The following is a 17,862-nucleotide window of genomic DNA, read 5'->3' on the forward strand; positions in this document are numbered from 1 at the left end:
TTAATTTTGTTTTAATTGTTTTGTCGTAATCAAAATGCGATCAGGATATTGATCTTGGATGCTTTGTAATTCAAGCAATAAATTTTCCAACAAAATCTGACTAATGTGCAACTGTTCGCCAGTGATTGCCGACTTAAGTGTCATTTGCAGATGGCCGCCATGGACCTCATCCGCATCAACGTCAGGCTTAAAACCCGCCAGAGCTTCGACACCATTGACGGCGCCAATACTCACAGCCGAAACAGCAGCACAGACGATATCCTTGCCGGTTTTACCGGCATCGGCATGGCCACTCAGTTCGAAACTGACGATATCGCCATGCTCATCGCGATGAAAAATTGCCTTGATCATAAACTGACCTCTTATGCGTTAATCGCGTCGATAACGACTTTCGTGTATGGCTGACGATGGCCCTTCTTTTGATGAGAGTGCTTCTTAGGTTTGTACTTGTAAGTAACAACCTTTTTCTCGCGCCCTTGTTTTTCGACCTTGCCAGTCACGGTTGCGCCGGCTACAGTTGGCGTGCCAATCTTGGCATCACCTTCACCAGCAACCATAATCACTTCGTCAAAAGTAACTTGCTTGCCTTCTTCGGCATCAAGTTTTTCAACATAGATGGCTTCACCGACTTCAGCTTTATACTGTTTGCCGCCTGTTTTGATAATTGCGTACACTGTGTGCACCTCCTGTTTTGCCTCTCGGCTTTTCCCCTGAAGACTCGCCAAGTTAGGTGCTTACGCTTAAAACCTAACGATGTGCGGTTGCATAGGAGGGGTGCCAAATACAACGGACTAATATTACCAGACAGCACGCCAAGTTGCAAGCACATCGCCGATAATAGCCGTTTTTTGTCGATCGCTGATGATAACAGCTTTTTGATTGTTCCAAACCCGCAATTGTTTTTCAACTCGGCTTGGCGCTAATTAAATGGTCAGATTGAGTTGCAGCCTTAAGACAGCAACTTTCTTATTACGGCAAGTGCTGCTGGCGGTAAAGCCAAACGCCAATGATGACCGCGGGCATATAAAGCGCATAAATCAAGGTAAAGAACGTCAACCAGCCGCCAAACGCTGCATTAATCAGCAGTAAGGCCACATATAAAATGCCATCAACAATCCAATTAATCGGTTTTCTGAGTTGGGTGGTTACCGTTATTAGCAATGCAGCGGTAACCAGTAAAATGAAGATGTTCAGCAAAATGATGATCAGTACCACCCCCTGGATGGAATTATAGCCAAGCCAAACAGTTTCAACAAGGAAACGTTTTAATCGGCGACTTCGAACCAAAAAAAGGCCCAGAAAAAATCTGAGCCTGCCCCTGCCAAGGAACCTAATATAGCATAAAAAGTCTCCATGGCACTAGTCCCTTGGCAAAAAAGAAAGCCGCCGGTATGAAGTCATTCACCGGCAGCAAGACATTATTTCTTCAGTTGTTGCAACGCTTTTTCAATTGTCTCGCCCTTACCAATGTGCTTAGCATTGTGCGGATCAATCGCGATAAATTCTTGCGTCTTCATGTTCAACTGGATTCGATATCCCATCAGAATCCCTCCATTCTTAAAAATGTGAATGGCCTTCGGTAGCGATTGAGTGTATGTTACTCACTTATTGTTAGGAAGTCAAGAGCGTGAGCAGGAGCGCTTAGAAATCCGAGTGTAAGTGGCCTCAATCCTAAATGGCTGGTCTTTGGCCATTTAGGATTGAGGTCACTTACACGTAGATTTCTGCGACTGCGAACGCGTTTCAAAGCCGGATTGCCTAACTACAAGAGCTGTAGCGTTCCTTCCACATCCTTAAAACCTTTTACACACCCTCCACAAAGTTCAAGTTCCTCAACATTCCGTTGACGCCTACCCGCGCTTCTCGTATACTTAATAACGATTTGTACCAGTAGCTCAGCTGGATAGAGCAACGGTCTTCTAAACCGTTTGTCCCGGGTTCAAATCCCGGCTGGTACACTTAAAGCAAACAGTTTGTCCTCAAAAAGCCCGATGTTTCGGGCTTTTTGTGTTACCAAGTTTACCTAAATGCCGCCCTTAAATAGCTTCTGTGCCAGTAGCAACTTCCCTGGAATCCTCACTTTTTAACCGCAACCTGTGATCAACCATTTCGTAAATCTTTACGCCATACGCCTGCGCCAAGGCTTCCTGATAATGATGCGCGACTTCAATGACCGTTGCAGGTAGCGTGTAAATAATGCGATGAATTTTATCAGCATTGGTCTGATCAAGACTTGAGGAAATCTCATCAAGTAAAAAGATGGGACTTTTGCGCAACAGTCCGCGGGCAATCGCAATGCGCTGCGCTTGTCCACCTGATAGATTACTGCCGTTATCAACAATTTTGAAATCAAGCACATGCTCACCCAATTCCTGATCAAGGCCCACCAGCCGCAAAACCGCCAAAACCGCGGCATCATCGTAAGCCTGATATAACGTGATATTATCCCGCAACGTACCATTAAACAACCAGACATTTTGCGACACCAAAACAAACTCACCAGCATGCAGCGGTTGACCGGCAAAACGAATCGCACCTTGAGATGTCACTTGACCGGTGATGGCTTTTAGAAGGGTTGTTTTACCTATTCCAGAAGGACCGGTCACGATGACTTTGCTACCCGGTTCAAGGCGGATATTGACATCACTCAAGATTAAATGCCGATCACGCACAACAGTTAGATCGCTGATGTCAAGCTGGCCTTCTAAAGCTTCCGGGTTTGACTCGCCATCATCAACCTTGGATATTTCAAATTTACCAGCCGCCGGTAACACGCGTAGCTGACTCGTGCTAACAATTTGACTTTGATATTTGCTCAAACTGCGAGCGCCGCCTACAACAGAATCTGCCGTCATTGTCAGTGTCAAAATGACGCTGGTCGTCACACCAAACAATCCTTTGGCCATCAAGAGGAGGCCGATAAAAAGTGGCAACAAAAACGCCGCAATGGCAAATAGCCAAGAAACATATTGAAATAAATATTGAAAGTTATTCATTCGTTCATAGTCGCGTTCTTCTTGGCTCAAATGTTGCTTAAATCGGGTGAAGAAGACCGGCCAGGCTTTAAAAATAAAGATTTCCATTCGGCCTTGAAAAATGTCTTTCATACTCAAGACCAAACCGGCATTGGTGTTAGCCCAAATGTCCGACTTTTTTGCCAGGCTCTTTCTGCCAAAGTGACTCGGAAGCAGTGACAATGCAGAAAATAACACATAGACCAAACTTAACACGATATTGGTTTTCAGGATAAAAGCCACAGCGATGATCAAGCCAATCACTTGTTGCAGCATATTGATAAGTCCGACAAAGTAGGCTTGTTCAATTTGTTTCGCAACGCCGGTCACATCATTGATCGTGTCAGAAACCTCCGTGGCGTCAGTCCCTGCGTGCGCGACTGAGGCGGTGAAATACGCTGATTTAAGTGCCTGATTCAACACCCGAACAGCGCGTTGCTGGGCGCGCAAAAACAGATAGAGTGATGTATAGGTAACGAGATAGGCAGCTGCAGCTAATGAGACATAACGCACCACAGCGTCAAGATTACTGAAGTCAATATTGACCAGCTGACCGAAAACCACGCCATTTAAAATTGGCTCCAAAGTGCTTGTCAGGCTCAGTAAAAATAGCACCACTATTAAAGTCAGCGGCAACTGTCGAATAACCCAACGTATATTAATCTGGCGTTCCTGATGATCCATCCACTTCACGTCCTTTTCCCGCAACGGCGCAAACTTATGACGATGTTGTCCTCAACCGTGGATGCTATTTTTAAAGTCGAAATGGCAATGTTAAGGTGCTCTTCGCCAAATCGACGTGATAATGCGTTGTTTTTGTCGGTCGGATCGTTTGCGCCATATCGGCACCATGGATGATCAAGGCAAGCTGCCGGCCGGTCGGTAAGTGATAGTGCGTCGGTTGCAGATCCAGACTCACGTGAAAAAACTGGCCCGGTGTGATTTGCTGCACTTCGTAGGCGTTTTTAGGATTTTGTAAATTAATATGACCTAACGTTATCAGTTTACTTGGGGTTGGCTTAGCGGCCGGCTTGAATTCGACAATATCGGTTGTTTTAAAATCAAAGCCTAACTGTAAATCATTGGCCGCAACGGTGGCTGCGGTTTCGCCAAAACGCTTGGCCTCGCCGAGATCCACGAGCCGAACACTAAGAATGCCGGTCGGTGCATCAACTGCCAACGTCAGCTCAAGATGTGGAATGCCTTCCAGGATTTGATCACGCTCAAGCACTGGTTGGGTCAACCACAACCGGCTGTTAGCGTAAGCACTATTAGGGGTAATGATGGCCTTTTCGAAACTGGCGCTGGTGTCATGTTGCGCCGCAAACGTTGCCGTGGCATGATCGGTAAACTGATCGGTAGCTGCTTCAAAGTCATTCTTCAGGTTGACCTCAGTTGTCACATGTTCCGCTTCCGGATTAGCAAAATCGGTATAGGCTGACCAGGTCTGCGGAGTCACGTTATCTTGCACAATAACATTCGGCAAAACATCTGCAACATCATTGGCTACCCCTAACAGCTCATGTGTCAACCACAAGTTCATCATGTCCAAAAAGTCCAACGAGCGAACATTGTGAACATAAACATGTTGTCCTTGATGTAAAATCAGTTTCTTTTGAATCGGCAAATCTGCAATTGCCTGCCAGAAACGGATTGCGTTTTTAGGCTTGACATTCCAGTCATTGAGCCCGTGAATCAACACCACGTCGGCTTTGACGTTGGCGGCATTTTTGCGGTAATTACGCGCATCCCACCACGCGGTATAGGCACCCGTCGTCCGATCCTGATCACGGGTAATCGCAGCAAGATGCCGCTCCCAAGCCGACTTGATGCGAATCATATCGCCGCCGGATTTCTGCCGGGAAAACGTATCAACTGCCAAAACATCAGCGTCTTCACCTTGAAAGCCGCCGGGCGCCACGACCAAACCATTTTCGCGGTAATAATCATACCAGCTAGAAATGCCGGCATCGGCAATGATGGTTTTCAACCCCTCAACGCCGGTCGTCGCCGCAGCAATGGCTAACGTAGCTAAGTAGGACTTACCGGTCATCGCAACTTTGCCGGTTGACCACCAAGCCTTAATGGCAACGCCAGCAGTACGGTTCGTGAACGCCCGGCGCTTACCGGTCAGCCATTCGATCACTGCCACAGCCCCGGCCGTTTCCTCAGGTCCACCAATGGTCCGAAAGCCGTCTGAATACCGCGTGCCAACCCCAGCTGAGTAAACCACAGCAAATCCGCGCGCAAGAAAATAATCGTTGAACGCATACATACTATTTTCTTCGGCATAGGCCTCTGCCTCTGTCGCCTCGCCAGTAACGGCCCGCTTCGGTAAGTCTTCGATTTGAGCCGCTGTAGCCGTCACTTCTGCCTTCGAGGCTCCATGCGGCTTGACTGCCAAAACCGTTTCCGGAACATGCGTCGCAGCTGTCACATCATTGGTCCCATGAAAGTATGGATTCGCGGTAAACAAAACGGGAACCTTCAATCCTTGCTCGGTGGCTTTGGGTCGATAAATCGTCGCTTCTAAAAGATCCCGCTTTCCATCGTGGTCTGAGTCGACATCAGACTCAATCCATACCACCTCACGGATAGCTTGGCGCGCATCGAAAACCTGTTGCACTTTACCATTAAACAATAAAGGTTTCGGTTGGGTTGCCGACGACTGAAAATCTTTGAAAAAGCCACGATTGGCTAAATCATCGAGAAAGTTGACCAAGTGTTTAGTTCGCGTCGTCAACAATAAGTAGCTAGCCTTCAGAAAATCCTCGGTATCAAGCAGATCATGATCAATGCTTGGCAATTTTGTCGCCGCCATAAACGGCAATGGATCTGCCAAATCGAAATCGGTGAAGGCTTCAAACCCCAGCAACTGCAGGGCTACATTGTAAAAGTTTTGCCGGGTCATCTGCGTGGGCCCCGATGCCAACCAGTCAGCCAGATTCTGCCGCGAATCGACTGCAATCTGAGCGAATTTATCTTGTTTGGCCGCGGGCTGATAAGCTTCCGGGAAAAAGGCCGCATACATGGCTGCAGCCGTATCTGCAAAGTCACCTTTAGGATCTGCCGGCAAGCCGATGCGGGCAAGTTCCGTTAATTGTTGGCTAAATTCAGGTGTTAACCGCGCGAATTGGTTTAATTTCATGAGCAGTGCCGTCCTTTATGAGAGAAATGTGATAAATTCAGTGTAGCCATCTCATTTAGCGTTTTCAACTATTAATATTGATTAACTCCCTACAACAGTTGAGGTTTTTCAGATCGTACGCAATCAAAAAAGCTTCAGGCGTGGTTGCGTCTGAAGCTTTTTGAAATATGGAATGCTTGACTGTTTTTACCAGTTAGTCAAGGAAAAGGTTAACAACAGCTTTTGGGTGGCTGGAATTAATACAATTCCAGGTATTGTTGCCGTTCCCATTCGGAAACCTGCTGGCGGTATGCGGACCATTCGAGGTTCTTCGAATCCATAAAGCTTTGATACAAATGTTCACCCAGGGCAGCCTTGACCACGTCATCAGCCGCCAATGCCTTCAACGCATTGTGCAAGGTTGATGGGAGGTCTTGAATATGATTTGCTTTGCGTTCGTCGTCTTGCATCCGATAAATGTTACGATCTACCGCTTCTTCCGGCTTCAACTGGTTCTTGACGCCATCAAGGCCGGCCTGAAGGATTGCGGCAATGGCTAAGTAAGGATTGGCAGTCGGATCAACCGAGCGTAACTCCAAGCGGGTTGATAATCCCCGTGACTGCGGTACCCGAATCAGTGGTGAGCGGTTTTTGCCGGACCAAGCCACATAAACCGGGGCTTCAAATCCTGGCACCAGTCGTTTGTAGGAGTTGACGGTTGGGTTGTTAACCGCGGTCAGCGCATAAGCATGGCGCAAAACGCCAGCAAGGAAATGCATCGCCGTTTCACTCAACTGATCGTCGGTATTTGGATCATAGAAAGCATTGCCTTTGTCGTGGAAAAGGCTCATGTTGATGTGCATGCCGCTACCGTTGATGCCGTGAAGTGGTTTAGGCATGAATGTCGCGTATAAGCCATGTTTGCGGGCAATGGTTTTGACCACAAGTTTGAAGGTTTGAATGTTATCGGCAGCGTCTAACGCATCGGCATATTTGAAGTCAATTTCATGCTGGCCCGGTGCCACTTCATGGTGGGAAGCTTCGACTTCAAAGCCCATCTTTTCCAACTCAAGGACAATATCACGCCGGCAATTTTCGCCCATATCAAGCGGTGCAAAATCGAAGTAAGAACCATGATCATTCAGCTTCGTTGTCGGATTGCCGTTTTCGTCCAGTTTAAACAAGAAGAATTCCGGTTCAGGGCCGATATTGAAAGCTGTGAAGCCGGCTTCTTTCATTTCATTCACGACACGGATCAGATTGTTACGCGGATCGCCGCCAAAAGGTGTGCCGTCTGGACGATGAACCGAGCAGATCAGCCGGGCAATCTTACCATGATCATTCTCCCACGGGAACAATAGCCAAGTGTTAAGATCCGGATAGAGCAGCATATCGCTTTCTTCGATTCGAACAAAACCGTCAATCGACGAACCATCGAAGGTAATCTTATTATTCAGCACCTTTTCCAACTGGGAAATCGGCACCTCGACGTTCTTAATGATCCCGTTAATGTCGGTAAACATCAGGCGCAAGAATAAGACGTTCTCATCCTTAACTGTCTGGCGAATCTCATCAGCGGTAATTGCTTTTCTTGCCATATACGTGAACTCCTATCTTTAGTGTGATTGTCGGAAGCCAATGGTGGGACCCGGATCCGGGCTTTGATTGAGTCGACTCTGATTCAGCAGTTCGTCGCGCAACACTTTGCGAACTTCGGCATCACTATCCTCGCGATGACGTGGATGCTTCAACCGCTTGACATCAGCCAGCGTGAAACCATCGGCCATCTGACTGCGGATTTCCAGCAGTTCATCAACGTCATTAAGCGAATAAGTTCGGTGATTGCCGGCATTGCGCTCGGGCTTGACCAATCCCTGGGCTTCATAGTAACGAATCTGGCGGGCAGTCAAGTCTGTTAACAACATAACTGTACCAATCGGCAAAACCGATCGCGTTCTCAGATCAGCGATCTCAGCCATAGGCATCCTCCTTTACAACGATGTCAGCTTATCAAACCAGATAAACGGTGTCAACGCAACATGTAAGTTTTTCTGACATTTACCGTAAAAAATGAAAAAATTTTATTTTTACGATCAACTTGTTATAGACCAATATGTTGAGCCAATTATTCAAAAAGAAGCGCTTTCTACTAAGTCAACTTGCCACGCTTGTCAGTATTATCCAAGCAATCCGAAATCTTACCGCGCCAAATTCTTTCTAGGTATTTTCAACTATGAAACGTATGATAACAGTAACTAGGTTTCTGAAAGGACGTTGTCGTCATGACCTTACATTTACACGTTGGGTACACCCCGACCATGAAATCTGTCAACTTACCCACCGATTGGCTGCCGTTTAATGATTATCCTTTGGCAGCTTTCAATGCAGTGGTGGTGCATGCGGCCGATCAAAATGTCTTTGACCAACTTGTTGCCAGTGAACTGCCTTTGCCGGTCTTTGTCATTGGCCACCGCCAAAATGATTCAACCGGCCAGCTGGACGTGACTGAAGCACCGCGACTTGATGCTAATTTGCTCACTCAAATCACCGCGGCAGCGACACATTACGAAAAGACCATGATTCCTGCTTTTCTAAATGATCTACTGAATTTTGCGCAGGCAAATCCCACAAGCTTTGCCACCCCCGGTCACCACAGCGGCCATTACGATCGATTAGCGCCCGCCGGTTATTTACTTTATCAAGCTTATGGTGACACTTTTTTTGCCAGCGACACCAGTGATGTCGTCACTTCGTTAGGCGATATGCTGACACATGGCGGCAGCCCGCTGGCAGCTGAACAAGCCACGGCGCGGTTATACCACGCTGATGAAACTTATTTTGTCACCAATGGCACGACTGGCTCCAACAACATTGTGGCTAGTGCGTTGTTGACGCCAGGTGATCTGGTCTTGTTTGACCGCAATAATCACAAATCATTTTATAATGCTGCGCTGGTGCAAAATGGGGCGCGCCCGGTTTACCTTGACACCCTCCGTACGCAGCGCGGATTAATCGGTCCACTCGACCTTACTGATATCAGCGCTAACCGGCTACGCCAACTGGTTGCGAGCATTGATCCGCAAAAAGCTCAAGAACGCCATCCGTTTAGACTGGCCATTCTTGAACTGGAAACCTTCGATGGAATTGTTCCTAATGTCCGCCAGTTACTTGATCTTTTTGGCCCATTGACGGATTACATCGCCTTTGACGCTGCTTGGGGCGGCTATGAGCCGTTCATTCCGGCCATGAAGCCGATGGATCCTTTGCAGATGCCATTAGGTCCGGATGATCCGGGCATTATTGTCACCCAAAGCGTTCACAAGCAACAATCCGGCTTCGGCCAAGCGTCTCAGATTCATAAAAAAGATGCGCACATCAAAGGACAGCCACGCTATGTCACCCATGAGCAGTTCAACCATGCGTACCTTAAACATGTCACCACTAGCTACTCTTACCCACTTTATGCATCGTTGGTCGCTAATACCGCAATCAATCAAGGCCGCCGGGGTCAAAAGATCTGGGCCGACGCTCTTCAGGCAGCACTCGCCTTTCGTCACTCGTTAAGTGATTCTCGCTTGTTTTTGGCCTATCAAAATCCAACGTTAACCGCAATTACCCCGCAAAAGGCAACGACTTCTGCGGAAGCCTGGGCAATGGCCCCTAACGCCAAGTGGCATCAGCTCCTGCACTTAAAACCGAACCAAGCCTATCTTGATCCGGGCAAGGTCACGGTGCTGTTACCGGAAACGGCAACATTTGGCGTTAGCGGCTGGTTGGTCGATCGCTACTTGCTTGATCACGGAATTGTCCCGGAAAAAGCCGATTTGAACAGCTTGCTCTTTTTGGTAACGCCGGGATCTGCCGCAACCGACTGGCAGCACCTTCGCCGAGTTTTGCAACAATTCGAAAAAGATTACTTTGCCAACAAAACTGTTGCCGAGGCATTACCAAAATTAGTTGCTGAAACCGGCGAGGCGTACAAGGATCTGACCTTACGCGAACTGGCCCAGCAAATGTCCGATTTTTTCCGCGAAGCTAAATTGGCCCAGCAGCAACAATTACTTTTCACAAATACGAACAACATACCGACTGCTATGACGCCACAAGCAGCCGACCGCTGTTTTGTCCGTGGAAAATTTGACACCGTGCCACTGCAGGCTGCGGAAGGCCGAATCGCCGTTGCCGGGGCATTGCCGTATCCTCCTGGCATTTTCGTCGTCGTGCCGGGCGAACGCTGGCGTGCGGTGGCCATTCACTATTTTGAAACGTTATTTGCCGGCATCCGTCGTTTTCCTGGATTCACGCCGGAGATTCAGGGCATTGTGACCGGTGCGGACGGTGAACCTTATGTGCAGGTCGTGGCTGAGAAATAGCGATTTTTGAAATTTTTCAGACTTTACATTTTTCACGAGCAAATCAAAAAAGCGCCAGTGCACTGCCTGTTTGCAGTGACGCTGACGCTTTTTGACATACAAATCGTTTATTGAGCTTGATCAAAAAAGGTCGATTGTGCCGCCCCCATAGTTGCCAATTTAATATGCGCGTAAGTCAAACCGCCTTGCAAATAAAGCGTGTATGGCGGACGCAACGGACCATCCCCGGAAAATTCAACTGTCGAACCGGCTACAAACGTCCCACCGGCCATAATGACCTCGTCTTCGTAACCAGCCATTTTCTCCGGAATCGGCGTCACAAAGCTATCAACGGGCGAATTGGCTTGTATTGCCTTGGCAAACTTAACCATGTCAGCTTGATTGCCGAAATTAACCGTTTGAATCAGGTCCGTCCGCGGCGCATCCCAGGTTGGTGATACATCTAAGCCTAACTTTGCAAATAAGGCCGCTTCAAAGATCGCCCCTTTAATCGCATTACCGGTTGTTTGCGGTGAAATGAAGAAACCTTGATACATATCAGCCAGCGCACCGACAGTCGCCCCCTCGGCACCACCAAGACCAGGAACTGTAAAGCGATAGCTGATGCGCTCAATTAAATCCTTCTTGCCGACAATATACCCACCGGTTTTGGCCATGCCGCCCCCAGCATTTTTAAACAGCGACCCCGCCATGACATCGGCGCCTACTTCAAGTGGTTCGGTTGTTTCGGAAAATTCGCCATAAGCGTTATCGACAAAAATCCAGACATTCGGCAACACGCTGCGAACAACTTTGATCATTGCCGCAATTTGATCGACCGTAAACGAATCGCGCGTTGCATACCCACGCGAACGCTGAATCGCAACCACTTTGGTTTTAGCGGTCAGCCGTGCCTTAACCGCATCATTGTCGACTGCCCCATTTGGCAAAAGATCAACATAATCGACGCCAATGCCGTATTCTTTAGGACTGCCAATGCCGTTGCCAGCAAGTCCCAGCACCTCTTGCAATGTATCATACGGCTTGCCGGTGATGTACAAAATGTCATCCCCCGGGCGGACAAGCCCAAGTAATGCAACCCCGATTGCGTGCGTGCCAGAAACAAATTGTGGCCGCACGAGCGCGTCTTCACCGCCTAAAACGTCGGCATAGATGGCCTCAAGCACATCGCGGCCTTCATCGTTATGTCCATAACCGGTCGATCCGGTTAAATAGCTTTCGGCAACATGGTGTTTCTGAAAGCTCGTTAAAACTTTATCTTGGTTCTCCAAAATCCGTCCATCAATCGTAGCTAGTTGCGGTGCGATTTGGGTATCGACTTCTTTGACCATTTTTAATAAGGCGGGATCAAATTTATCTGTCCAACTCATTTTCTTCTCCTTTAACCGGTTGCTTCAGCCACTGACATACTAAGGCAACCACTGCCTGCTTTTCTTCTGGATGGGCAACCAAATCAAACCAGTGTGTCGGCATTTGGTTGCGAAAATACGTCAGCTGCCGTTTGGCAAAGTGGCGTGAATGCTGCTTGATGAGTGCCACACAGTCAGCCAAATCAGCTTGACCTTTAAAATATGGAACCAGTTCTTTATAGCCAATGGCCTGCATTGCCTGAGCATCAGGCGGAACGGTTTTTAACAAATTGGCGACTTCTGCTTCCAGTCCCTCAACCATCATGGCATCCACCCGCGCATTGATTCGCTCGTATAAAACCGCTCGCTGCGTGGTCAAGCCGATAACCAATGTTTCATAAAGCGGTTGGGGCTGAGGCTGTTCGGAAAACCGCCTGCCAGTCAATTCAATGACTTCCAGTGCGCGAATCACCCGGCGCGTATTAGCAGGTTCAATCTGCTTGGCCGCGACCGGATCACGCTGTACCAACTGCGTCCATAACCATGACGCACCATACTCGGCTAATGCCTTTTGCCATCGCTGACGGACACTTTTTGGCGGCGCTTTACCACCCAGTGGCAGATTCAGGCGTAAACTATTCAAATAAAAACCGGTCCCGCCAACTAAAATCGGCAGATGATGCCGTTCACTGACCAGCGTGATGGCATTTTCGGCGGCTTCTTTAAACTTAGCAACCGTGTAAGTCATCGTTGGCTCAACGATATCCAGTAAATGATGCGGGACGCCAGCCATTTCGTCAGGCATGACTTTGGCGGTACCGATATTCATATGACGATAAATTTGATACGCATCACCATTGATGACTTCGCCTTGAAGCTGCTGGGCCAAGTAAATGCCAAGATCACTTTTACCCACTGCTGTTGGTCCCACAATCATGACGATGCGGTTTACCGGTTTATCCATTTCATTAAGCTCCATCAATATAGTATAATAAATTCAGTATCACAGATCACCAATCAGGGGGGATTCTCATGAAACATAAATTTGCACGCGGCTTTTTCGTTGGCACGTTGATGACGCTTGGCGCCATTGCCGGCAGTGTTTTCGCCTTCAAGAAAAACTATGTCGAACCTGTTGAAACCAAGGCCGATGAAATCAATGAAAATCGGCGCAAAGCTAATCGCAAACGCTTCTCAGCCCATCAAGGCTAAGCAAATAAGCATCGCTTAACAAAAAAGCAATCGACCAGTGCGATTGCTTTTTTTGCTGCCTATGTACGGCTCAATAATTAGTCGGGCTTTTTTTGATTTTGCCTGACCAGTTATCGTAACCGCCTTTTAACCAGCTGATCTTCTCAAAGCCATTCTTGCGCAAGCGCCGTGCTGCCCGCAACGAAAGGACGCCGGTTTTGTCATAGAGATAGACCGGCAAATCTTTACGCATCTCGCCTAACCGCTCACGCAGCTGCGTATATGGAAGGTCACGCGCACCAAGAATATGGCCTGCTTTGAATTCGTTGCGTTCCCGTAAGTCGATAATCTGGGCTTTGCGCATTGTGTGCTCAAATTCTTCAGGTGAAATTTCGCCACCGATGGCCTTGAATTTCGACTTTTGATAATAGCTCCACAACCAGCTGAAGCCCCAGTAAATTAAAAATAATCCAACAAAGATTAACAGATAAGTTAACACTTACACGACTCTCCTTTTCCCCTTACTTCAGCGCCAGGCTTGCGGCTCCAATGACGCCAGCTGTATTGCCCAACGTTGCCAACCGCAATCGCGTGGTTTCACGAACATTCGGGAACGTATTTTCTTTGAAATACTTATCAACGCGTTTAAGCAAGAAGTCGCCTGCTGCCGACACACCGCCACCGATGACAATGAATTTCGGATTCAATAAATTGCCTACGTTTGCTAAGGCCAAACCAAGATAGAAGCAAACCCGGTCCACAATCATCAAAGCCAGGCGATCGCCGTCTTTTGCCAAATCGAAAACGATTTTGCTAGAAATCTCGTCCCCATCGTCCAGCGTTTGCTTCAACTTTGAGTCGCCGGCAAATTCTTCTGCCATGTCACGAGCAACCCGCACCACGCCGGTCGCACTAGCTACTGTTTCGAGGCAGCCGCGCTTGCCACAGGTACATAGATACCCGTTAACCGGATCGACGGTGACATGTCCTAACTCACCGGCAGAACCGGCAACGCCATGTAACAGCTCGCCATCTGCAATAATGCCCCCACCAACGCCCGTACCAAGCGTCACGAAGGTCACATCCGGATCATTTTCACCGGCGCCTTTCCAGCGTTCGCCCAATGCCGCAACATTGGCGTCATTATCAATGTTGAAAGGAATCTTGGTGCCGGATTCGATCACTTTTTTGGCTTGCTGCAATGTTTTCCAGTTCAAATTGTATGCGCCAATAACGGTGCCAGCTTTGATATCAACAGAACCCGGAGACCCCATGCCGATGCCGGCAAAATCGGCTGGCGACATGTTGTAAAGTTTTAGGTGTTCGTTAATGGACGTCACAATATCCGGCAAAATATGGCTGCCTTCATCCAGAATGTTGGTGTCGATACTCCAGCGCTGCTGAATATCGCCCGCCTGCGTTAAAATAGCAAATTTAATGGTTGTACCGCCTAAGTCAACCCCGATTAATTTTTGATTATTCATTTTGATCATTCCTCCGTTGGTTCGAATGCAAAGGTAAATCGTGATTCAAGGGATCTTGCTCTTCTTGTTCATGGGCATGCCGCAAAACAACTTTCGCATTCAGATAAACCTTATCGTCAATCAATTTTGCCTGATGCAAACGGTCTAATTCTAGTGCTGCCAGCTCAATATCCCACACCCGTTTACCGACATGGATAAAGGTGCCAAAGCTCTTTAATAATTGCAAAACATCATAATAAGTTTTCATACGATTCCGCGCTGAATTCCAAATAAAATCAAAGCAACCAGTCCAAAGATCAAGGTGACTGCCGAAGCGACGCGCCGGACAGTCCCCATACGACCAAGTGCCGGGGCTCCCAACATGCCGGCCGCTAAGAAACCGCCTAGCACACCGCCAATGTGTCCATAAATATCAACGCCGCTAGAGAAAAGGTTAAATGCCAAGTTCAAGACAACCAACAACAAAAATTGACGCGACAATTGCCGAATGACGGGGTTATCGCGGTAGGTATCCCCCAACATCAAGCAAGCTCCCAACAACCCAAAAATCGCGGTGCTGGCTCCTGCTGCCAACGTGTTGGGACTGAAAGCAAAACTTGCCACGTTGCCGGCAAAACCGGAAATGAAATATAGCAGGAAGAACCGCCAATGACCAAATAAACGTTCCGTCATTTCGCCTAAAAAGTATAACGAAAAGCCATTCATCAAGATGTGCGTTAAGCCAATATGAACAAATACCGGGGTGATCAGGCGCCACCATTGTCCGTATAAAATAAGCGGATTAGCTCGGGCACCATAAGCAATCAGCACTTCAGTATTGGTGCTGCCACCGGAAAGTGTCTCTAGAATGAACACCAAAATCGTGACGGCCAGAATGCCGTTGGTCACATAGGCTGAATTTTGAAAACGTGAGCGCCAATTTGCGTAGTTCATTGAAATCCTTTCTAACTTGACTGTCCAAGCAGCAAGTGCGTGTATAACCGTCGCCAAGCGGCAATCTCGCTAAAAAAACAACAGGTGACCCTGTTGTTTTCCCATTGCCACCAGTGCCAATCAATCACTTGACGGCCATGTTCTTGTAGTAGTTTAGCATTTTTTGCACACGCTGCCAACAACGTTAACCATTGATGGTCTTTTGATGGATCGAATAGCCCTTATCTTCTTTGATGTCATTCATCTTATAGAAGTCGCTAAACATTTCTTTGGCAATTTGTAACTGATATGGCGTTGTCGTTTCAGCTTTTAAGTTAGGAATAATGACCGCAATCGCAATCTTGGGATTCTTCGCTGGAGCAAAGCCAACAAAACTTTCCGTGATGGTCTCGGTCAACGCCGATCCTTTTGACTCACGGGTAAAGCCTTGCGCCGTCCCGGTTTTCCCAGCGACCCCAGGATTCAAGGAATTCAGCGACGTTGCCGTTGTCCACCCATTCGTACCATGGACAACCTGCCACATCCCCTGCTTCACCAGATCGATTTGTGCTTGGGTATTCTCAATTTTAGACGTTACAGATGGCTGAGTTGTACTTAAAATCGGTCCCTTACTGCCATCGCTCAGTGTCTGACTGATACTATTGACCAGGTAAGGACGCATGCGGTACCCATTATTGGCAATCGCACTGATGTACTGCAGCATTTGGATCAAGGTGTAGTTATCGTAGTTCCCGTATGCCAAGTCCAACGCCGACCCAACTAGTAAGTTGCCAGAACTGTCATGGGTACTACCTTCCAACCCGGCAATTTCACCAGGCAAATCGATGCCGGTCTTGATTCCTAAGCCGAACTGGTTGAAGTAGCCGCGCATCTTGCTGAAAATGTTGTTGTCTAGTTTTAGATAATTATTCGGCGAGTAAGCGTAATGGCCTTCCTTCATCGCCAGCCACATCATGTAAATGTTACTGGACACTTCCAACGCTGAAGCAGCATCCAGCGAGCTGAACGTACCGACAGGGTAAACGGATTTTTTAACTGGTGTACCCGGCAAATAAATCGGCGTGTCTGCCTGGGTATTGTGGTCAACCGTAATAACTCCGTCTTGAAGTGCACCGAGAACCGTTGCCCCTTTGACCGCAGACCCGACAACAAAGGCACGATTGATAACCCCAAGCGCATCGTCTTCGACTTTATGGGTCTGCGTATCCTGATGTTGCCCGGCCATGGCCAGAATCCGCCCGGTATTTGGATCCATTGCCACGGCATATGCACCATCCGATAAACTGCCGGCACCGGCCGAGCGAACCGAACTAAAGGTGTCATCCAACGCCTTTTCGACTTTCTTTTGGTATTCCGAATCAATGGTCAGATTCAGATTGGCACCTTGCTGTCCTTTGAATTTAGAAACCGACTGGACAATTTGGTTATTATTGCCGATTTCAACCTGGGTCTGACTCTTTGATCCCTTTAAAACATTCTCGTACGCTTTTTCCAAGTAACTGGTGCCGACACGGTCATTGCGCGCATACCCATTCGCTAAGTATGCGTTCAATTCATCCGCAGGCAGCCCGCTTTTTTCATTGGAAACCCGGCCGATGATCGAGGTCATTGACTCGCCATTAGGGTATGAGCGTTCCCAATCAGTGCCGAGGTTAACGCCTGGCATCTGCGTCAGCCGTTCACCGACAACCGCCACCTCATGAGCAGTGACATTTTGGTTTTTCAAATAAACCGTGGACAACTGCGTGGCACCGTTCATGATTTTATAAAGTCCTGCTGCTTCTTTTTGAATGGGCGTCAACGTCGGCATATGTTTGCGAACATAGGCAACTTGATATTTATACAATTTATCGGAGTCCGCTGAAGGCAATTTTTGAATCTGCTTAGGCAGCTTTTTGGTGATTCGCTTTGACACCTTGGTCTGCGCCAGGTAGTAATCAATATAATCACGCTTGGTTAGATTCTCAGCCGGCTTATCAATCAACCTTGCCAGCTGATTGGCAATGTCATACATTTGTTGGGATTTGGTCCCGACACTCTTGGTATAGGTAATCGCATTGTTGGCCTTGTTAGTGACAAGCGCGCGTCCCTTACTGTCATAAATCAACCCACGCGGTACATTGCCGGTGACCGTTGTTTTGTTCGTCCGATCGACTTCGGCAGCCAATCGGGGACCATTTAGAATCTGCAAATAAGCCAGCTGGGCAACCAGTGCCGCTAACAAAAGAAACGCAATGAAAAACAATAAATTTAAGCGAAACGGAATGTGACTTTTATTTCGTTTCGGCTGCGGTGTACGAATGTACTTCACCCTAAATGCTCCTTTGAAATCTCTATCTTTTAAAGTGTAGCAAAGAACCCGGCAAAACGCTATGTGTCTTATGATATGCT

17 protein-coding genes, 1 tRNA gene and 1 other annotated feature are annotated in these 17,862 nt (G+C 47.9%); of the genes, 3 read left to right on the forward strand and 15 right to left on the reverse strand.

Going from position 1 to position 17,862, the window contains the following annotated elements:
- The 4 genes from LHUE1_RS13405 to LHUE1_RS13420 all read right to left on the reverse strand — a co-directional run bounded on the left by LHUE1_RS13405 (position 1) and on the right by LHUE1_RS13420 (position 1,541).
- Entirely contained in the window at positions 1-351 is a 351-nt protein-coding gene (locus LHUE1_RS13405) for a ribosomal-processing cysteine protease Prp (RefSeq protein WP_010487974.1), read from the reverse strand.
- Positions 352-362: 11 nt separating this feature from the next.
- Positions 363-674 (reverse strand): 50S ribosomal protein L21, encoded by a 312-nt coding sequence (gene rplU / locus LHUE1_RS13410; RefSeq protein WP_005684402.1) that lies wholly within the window; start codon positions 672-674, stop codon positions 363-365.
- A 30-nt stretch (positions 675-704) separates the two neighbouring features.
- Positions 705-773: a sequence feature (ribosomal protein L21 leader region), on the reverse strand.
- Between the two features lie 196 nt (positions 774-969).
- Positions 970-1,206 carry a hypothetical protein gene (locus LHUE1_RS13415; RefSeq protein WP_049169513.1) on the reverse strand — a complete coding sequence of 79 codons (237 nt, stop codon included), beginning with the start codon at positions 1,204-1,206 and terminating at the stop codon, positions 970-972.
- A gap of 212 nt (positions 1,207-1,418) precedes the next feature.
- Positions 1,419-1,541 (reverse strand): hypothetical protein, encoded by a 123-nt coding sequence (locus tag LHUE1_RS13420; protein ID WP_010487969.1) that lies wholly within the window; start codon positions 1,539-1,541, stop codon positions 1,419-1,421.
- A gap of 343 nt (positions 1,542-1,884) precedes the next feature.
- On the opposite strand from LHUE1_RS13420, the gene LHUE1_RS13425 reads away from it, so the two are divergent.
- Positions 1,885-1,958, forward strand: a tRNA-Arg gene (locus LHUE1_RS13425).
- 78 nt (positions 1,959-2,036) lie between these two features.
- Here the strand turns inward: LHUE1_RS13425 and LHUE1_RS13430 are convergent.
- The 4 genes from LHUE1_RS13430 to LHUE1_RS13445 form a co-directional block, all read right to left on the reverse strand.
- A complete protein-coding gene (locus LHUE1_RS13430; RefSeq protein ID WP_277848124.1) occupies positions 2,037-3,698 on the reverse strand; it encodes an ATP-binding cassette domain-containing protein in 1,662 nt (553 codons plus the stop codon).
- 70 nt (positions 3,699-3,768) lie between these two features.
- Positions 3,769-6,162, reverse strand: coding sequence for a Xaa-Pro dipeptidyl-peptidase (locus LHUE1_RS13435; protein ID WP_049169494.1), 2,394 nt, complete (start codon positions 6,160-6,162; stop codon positions 3,769-3,771).
- Positions 6,163-6,398: 236 nt separating this feature from the next.
- The gene (gene glnA / locus LHUE1_RS13440) at positions 6,399-7,739 is read right to left on the reverse strand and encodes a type I glutamate--ammonia ligase (protein ID WP_010487966.1); all 1,341 of its coding nucleotides are present in this window, start codon (positions 7,737-7,739) and stop codon (positions 6,399-6,401) included.
- An 18-nt stretch (positions 7,740-7,757) separates the two neighbouring features.
- Positions 7,758-8,120, reverse strand: coding sequence for a MerR family transcriptional regulator (locus tag LHUE1_RS13445; RefSeq protein WP_010487965.1), 363 nt, complete (start codon positions 8,118-8,120; stop codon positions 7,758-7,760).
- A gap of 303 nt (positions 8,121-8,423) precedes the next feature.
- Here LHUE1_RS13445 and LHUE1_RS13450 point away from each other — a divergent pair, with 303 nt between their 5' ends.
- The gene (locus LHUE1_RS13450) at positions 8,424-10,514 is read left to right on the forward strand and encodes an Orn/Lys/Arg family decarboxylase (protein ID WP_049169495.1); all 2,091 of its coding nucleotides are present in this window, start codon (positions 8,424-8,426) and stop codon (positions 10,512-10,514) included.
- Between the two features lie 107 nt (positions 10,515-10,621).
- Here LHUE1_RS13450 and LHUE1_RS13455 read toward each other — a convergent pair whose 3' ends face one another.
- The gene (locus tag LHUE1_RS13455; RefSeq protein WP_049169496.1) at positions 10,622-11,884 is read right to left on the reverse strand and encodes a methionine gamma-lyase family protein; all 1,263 of its coding nucleotides are present in this window, start codon (positions 11,882-11,884) and stop codon (positions 10,622-10,624) included.
- Positions 11,868-12,827 carry a tRNA (adenosine(37)-N6)-dimethylallyltransferase MiaA gene (gene miaA / locus LHUE1_RS13460; protein WP_049169497.1) on the reverse strand — a complete coding sequence of 320 codons (960 nt, stop codon included), beginning with the start codon at positions 12,825-12,827 and terminating at the stop codon, positions 11,868-11,870. Before miaA ends, LHUE1_RS13455 begins: the two co-directional genes overlap by 17 nt.
- 68 nt (positions 12,828-12,895) lie before the next feature.
- On the opposite strand from miaA, the gene LHUE1_RS13465 reads away from it, so the two are divergent.
- A complete protein-coding gene (locus LHUE1_RS13465) occupies positions 12,896-13,075 on the forward strand; it encodes a DUF3042 family protein (RefSeq protein WP_010487958.1) in 180 nt (59 codons plus the stop codon).
- Between the two features lie 70 nt (positions 13,076-13,145).
- On the opposite strand, the gene LHUE1_RS13470 is transcribed toward LHUE1_RS13465, so the two are convergent.
- From LHUE1_RS13470 to LHUE1_RS13490, 5 genes are all read right to left on the reverse strand, one after another.
- Positions 13,146-13,553 carry a rhodanese-like domain-containing protein gene (locus LHUE1_RS13470; RefSeq protein WP_010487956.1) on the reverse strand — a complete coding sequence of 136 codons (408 nt, stop codon included), beginning with the start codon at positions 13,551-13,553 and terminating at the stop codon, positions 13,146-13,148.
- Between the two features lie 22 nt (positions 13,554-13,575).
- On the reverse strand, positions 13,576-14,538 hold the full coding sequence (locus LHUE1_RS13475) for an ROK family glucokinase (protein WP_010487954.1): 963 nt from the start codon (positions 14,536-14,538) through the stop codon (positions 13,576-13,578).
- Entirely contained in the window at positions 14,531-14,785 is a 255-nt protein-coding gene (locus LHUE1_RS13480; RefSeq protein WP_049169498.1) for a YqgQ family protein, read from the reverse strand. The genes LHUE1_RS13475 and LHUE1_RS13480 overlap by 8 nt, the downstream gene beginning before the upstream one ends.
- Complete coding sequence (locus LHUE1_RS13485) at positions 14,782-15,471, reverse strand: rhomboid family intramembrane serine protease (protein WP_010487950.1); 690 nt, start codon at positions 15,469-15,471, stop codon at positions 14,782-14,784. Before LHUE1_RS13485 ends, LHUE1_RS13480 begins: the two co-directional genes overlap by 4 nt.
- 184 nt (positions 15,472-15,655) lie before the next feature.
- Positions 15,656-17,782 carry a peptidoglycan D,D-transpeptidase FtsI family protein gene (locus LHUE1_RS13490; RefSeq protein ID WP_049169499.1) on the reverse strand — a complete coding sequence of 709 codons (2,127 nt, stop codon included), beginning with the start codon at positions 17,780-17,782 and terminating at the stop codon, positions 15,656-15,658.
- Positions 17,783-17,862 lie beyond the last annotated feature (80 nt).

Origin of the sequence: Lacticaseibacillus huelsenbergensis, assembly GCF_029726355.1 — a bacterium.
In the GTDB taxonomy this organism is placed as follows: domain Bacteria; phylum Bacillota; class Bacilli; order Lactobacillales; family Lactobacillaceae; genus Lacticaseibacillus; species Lacticaseibacillus casei.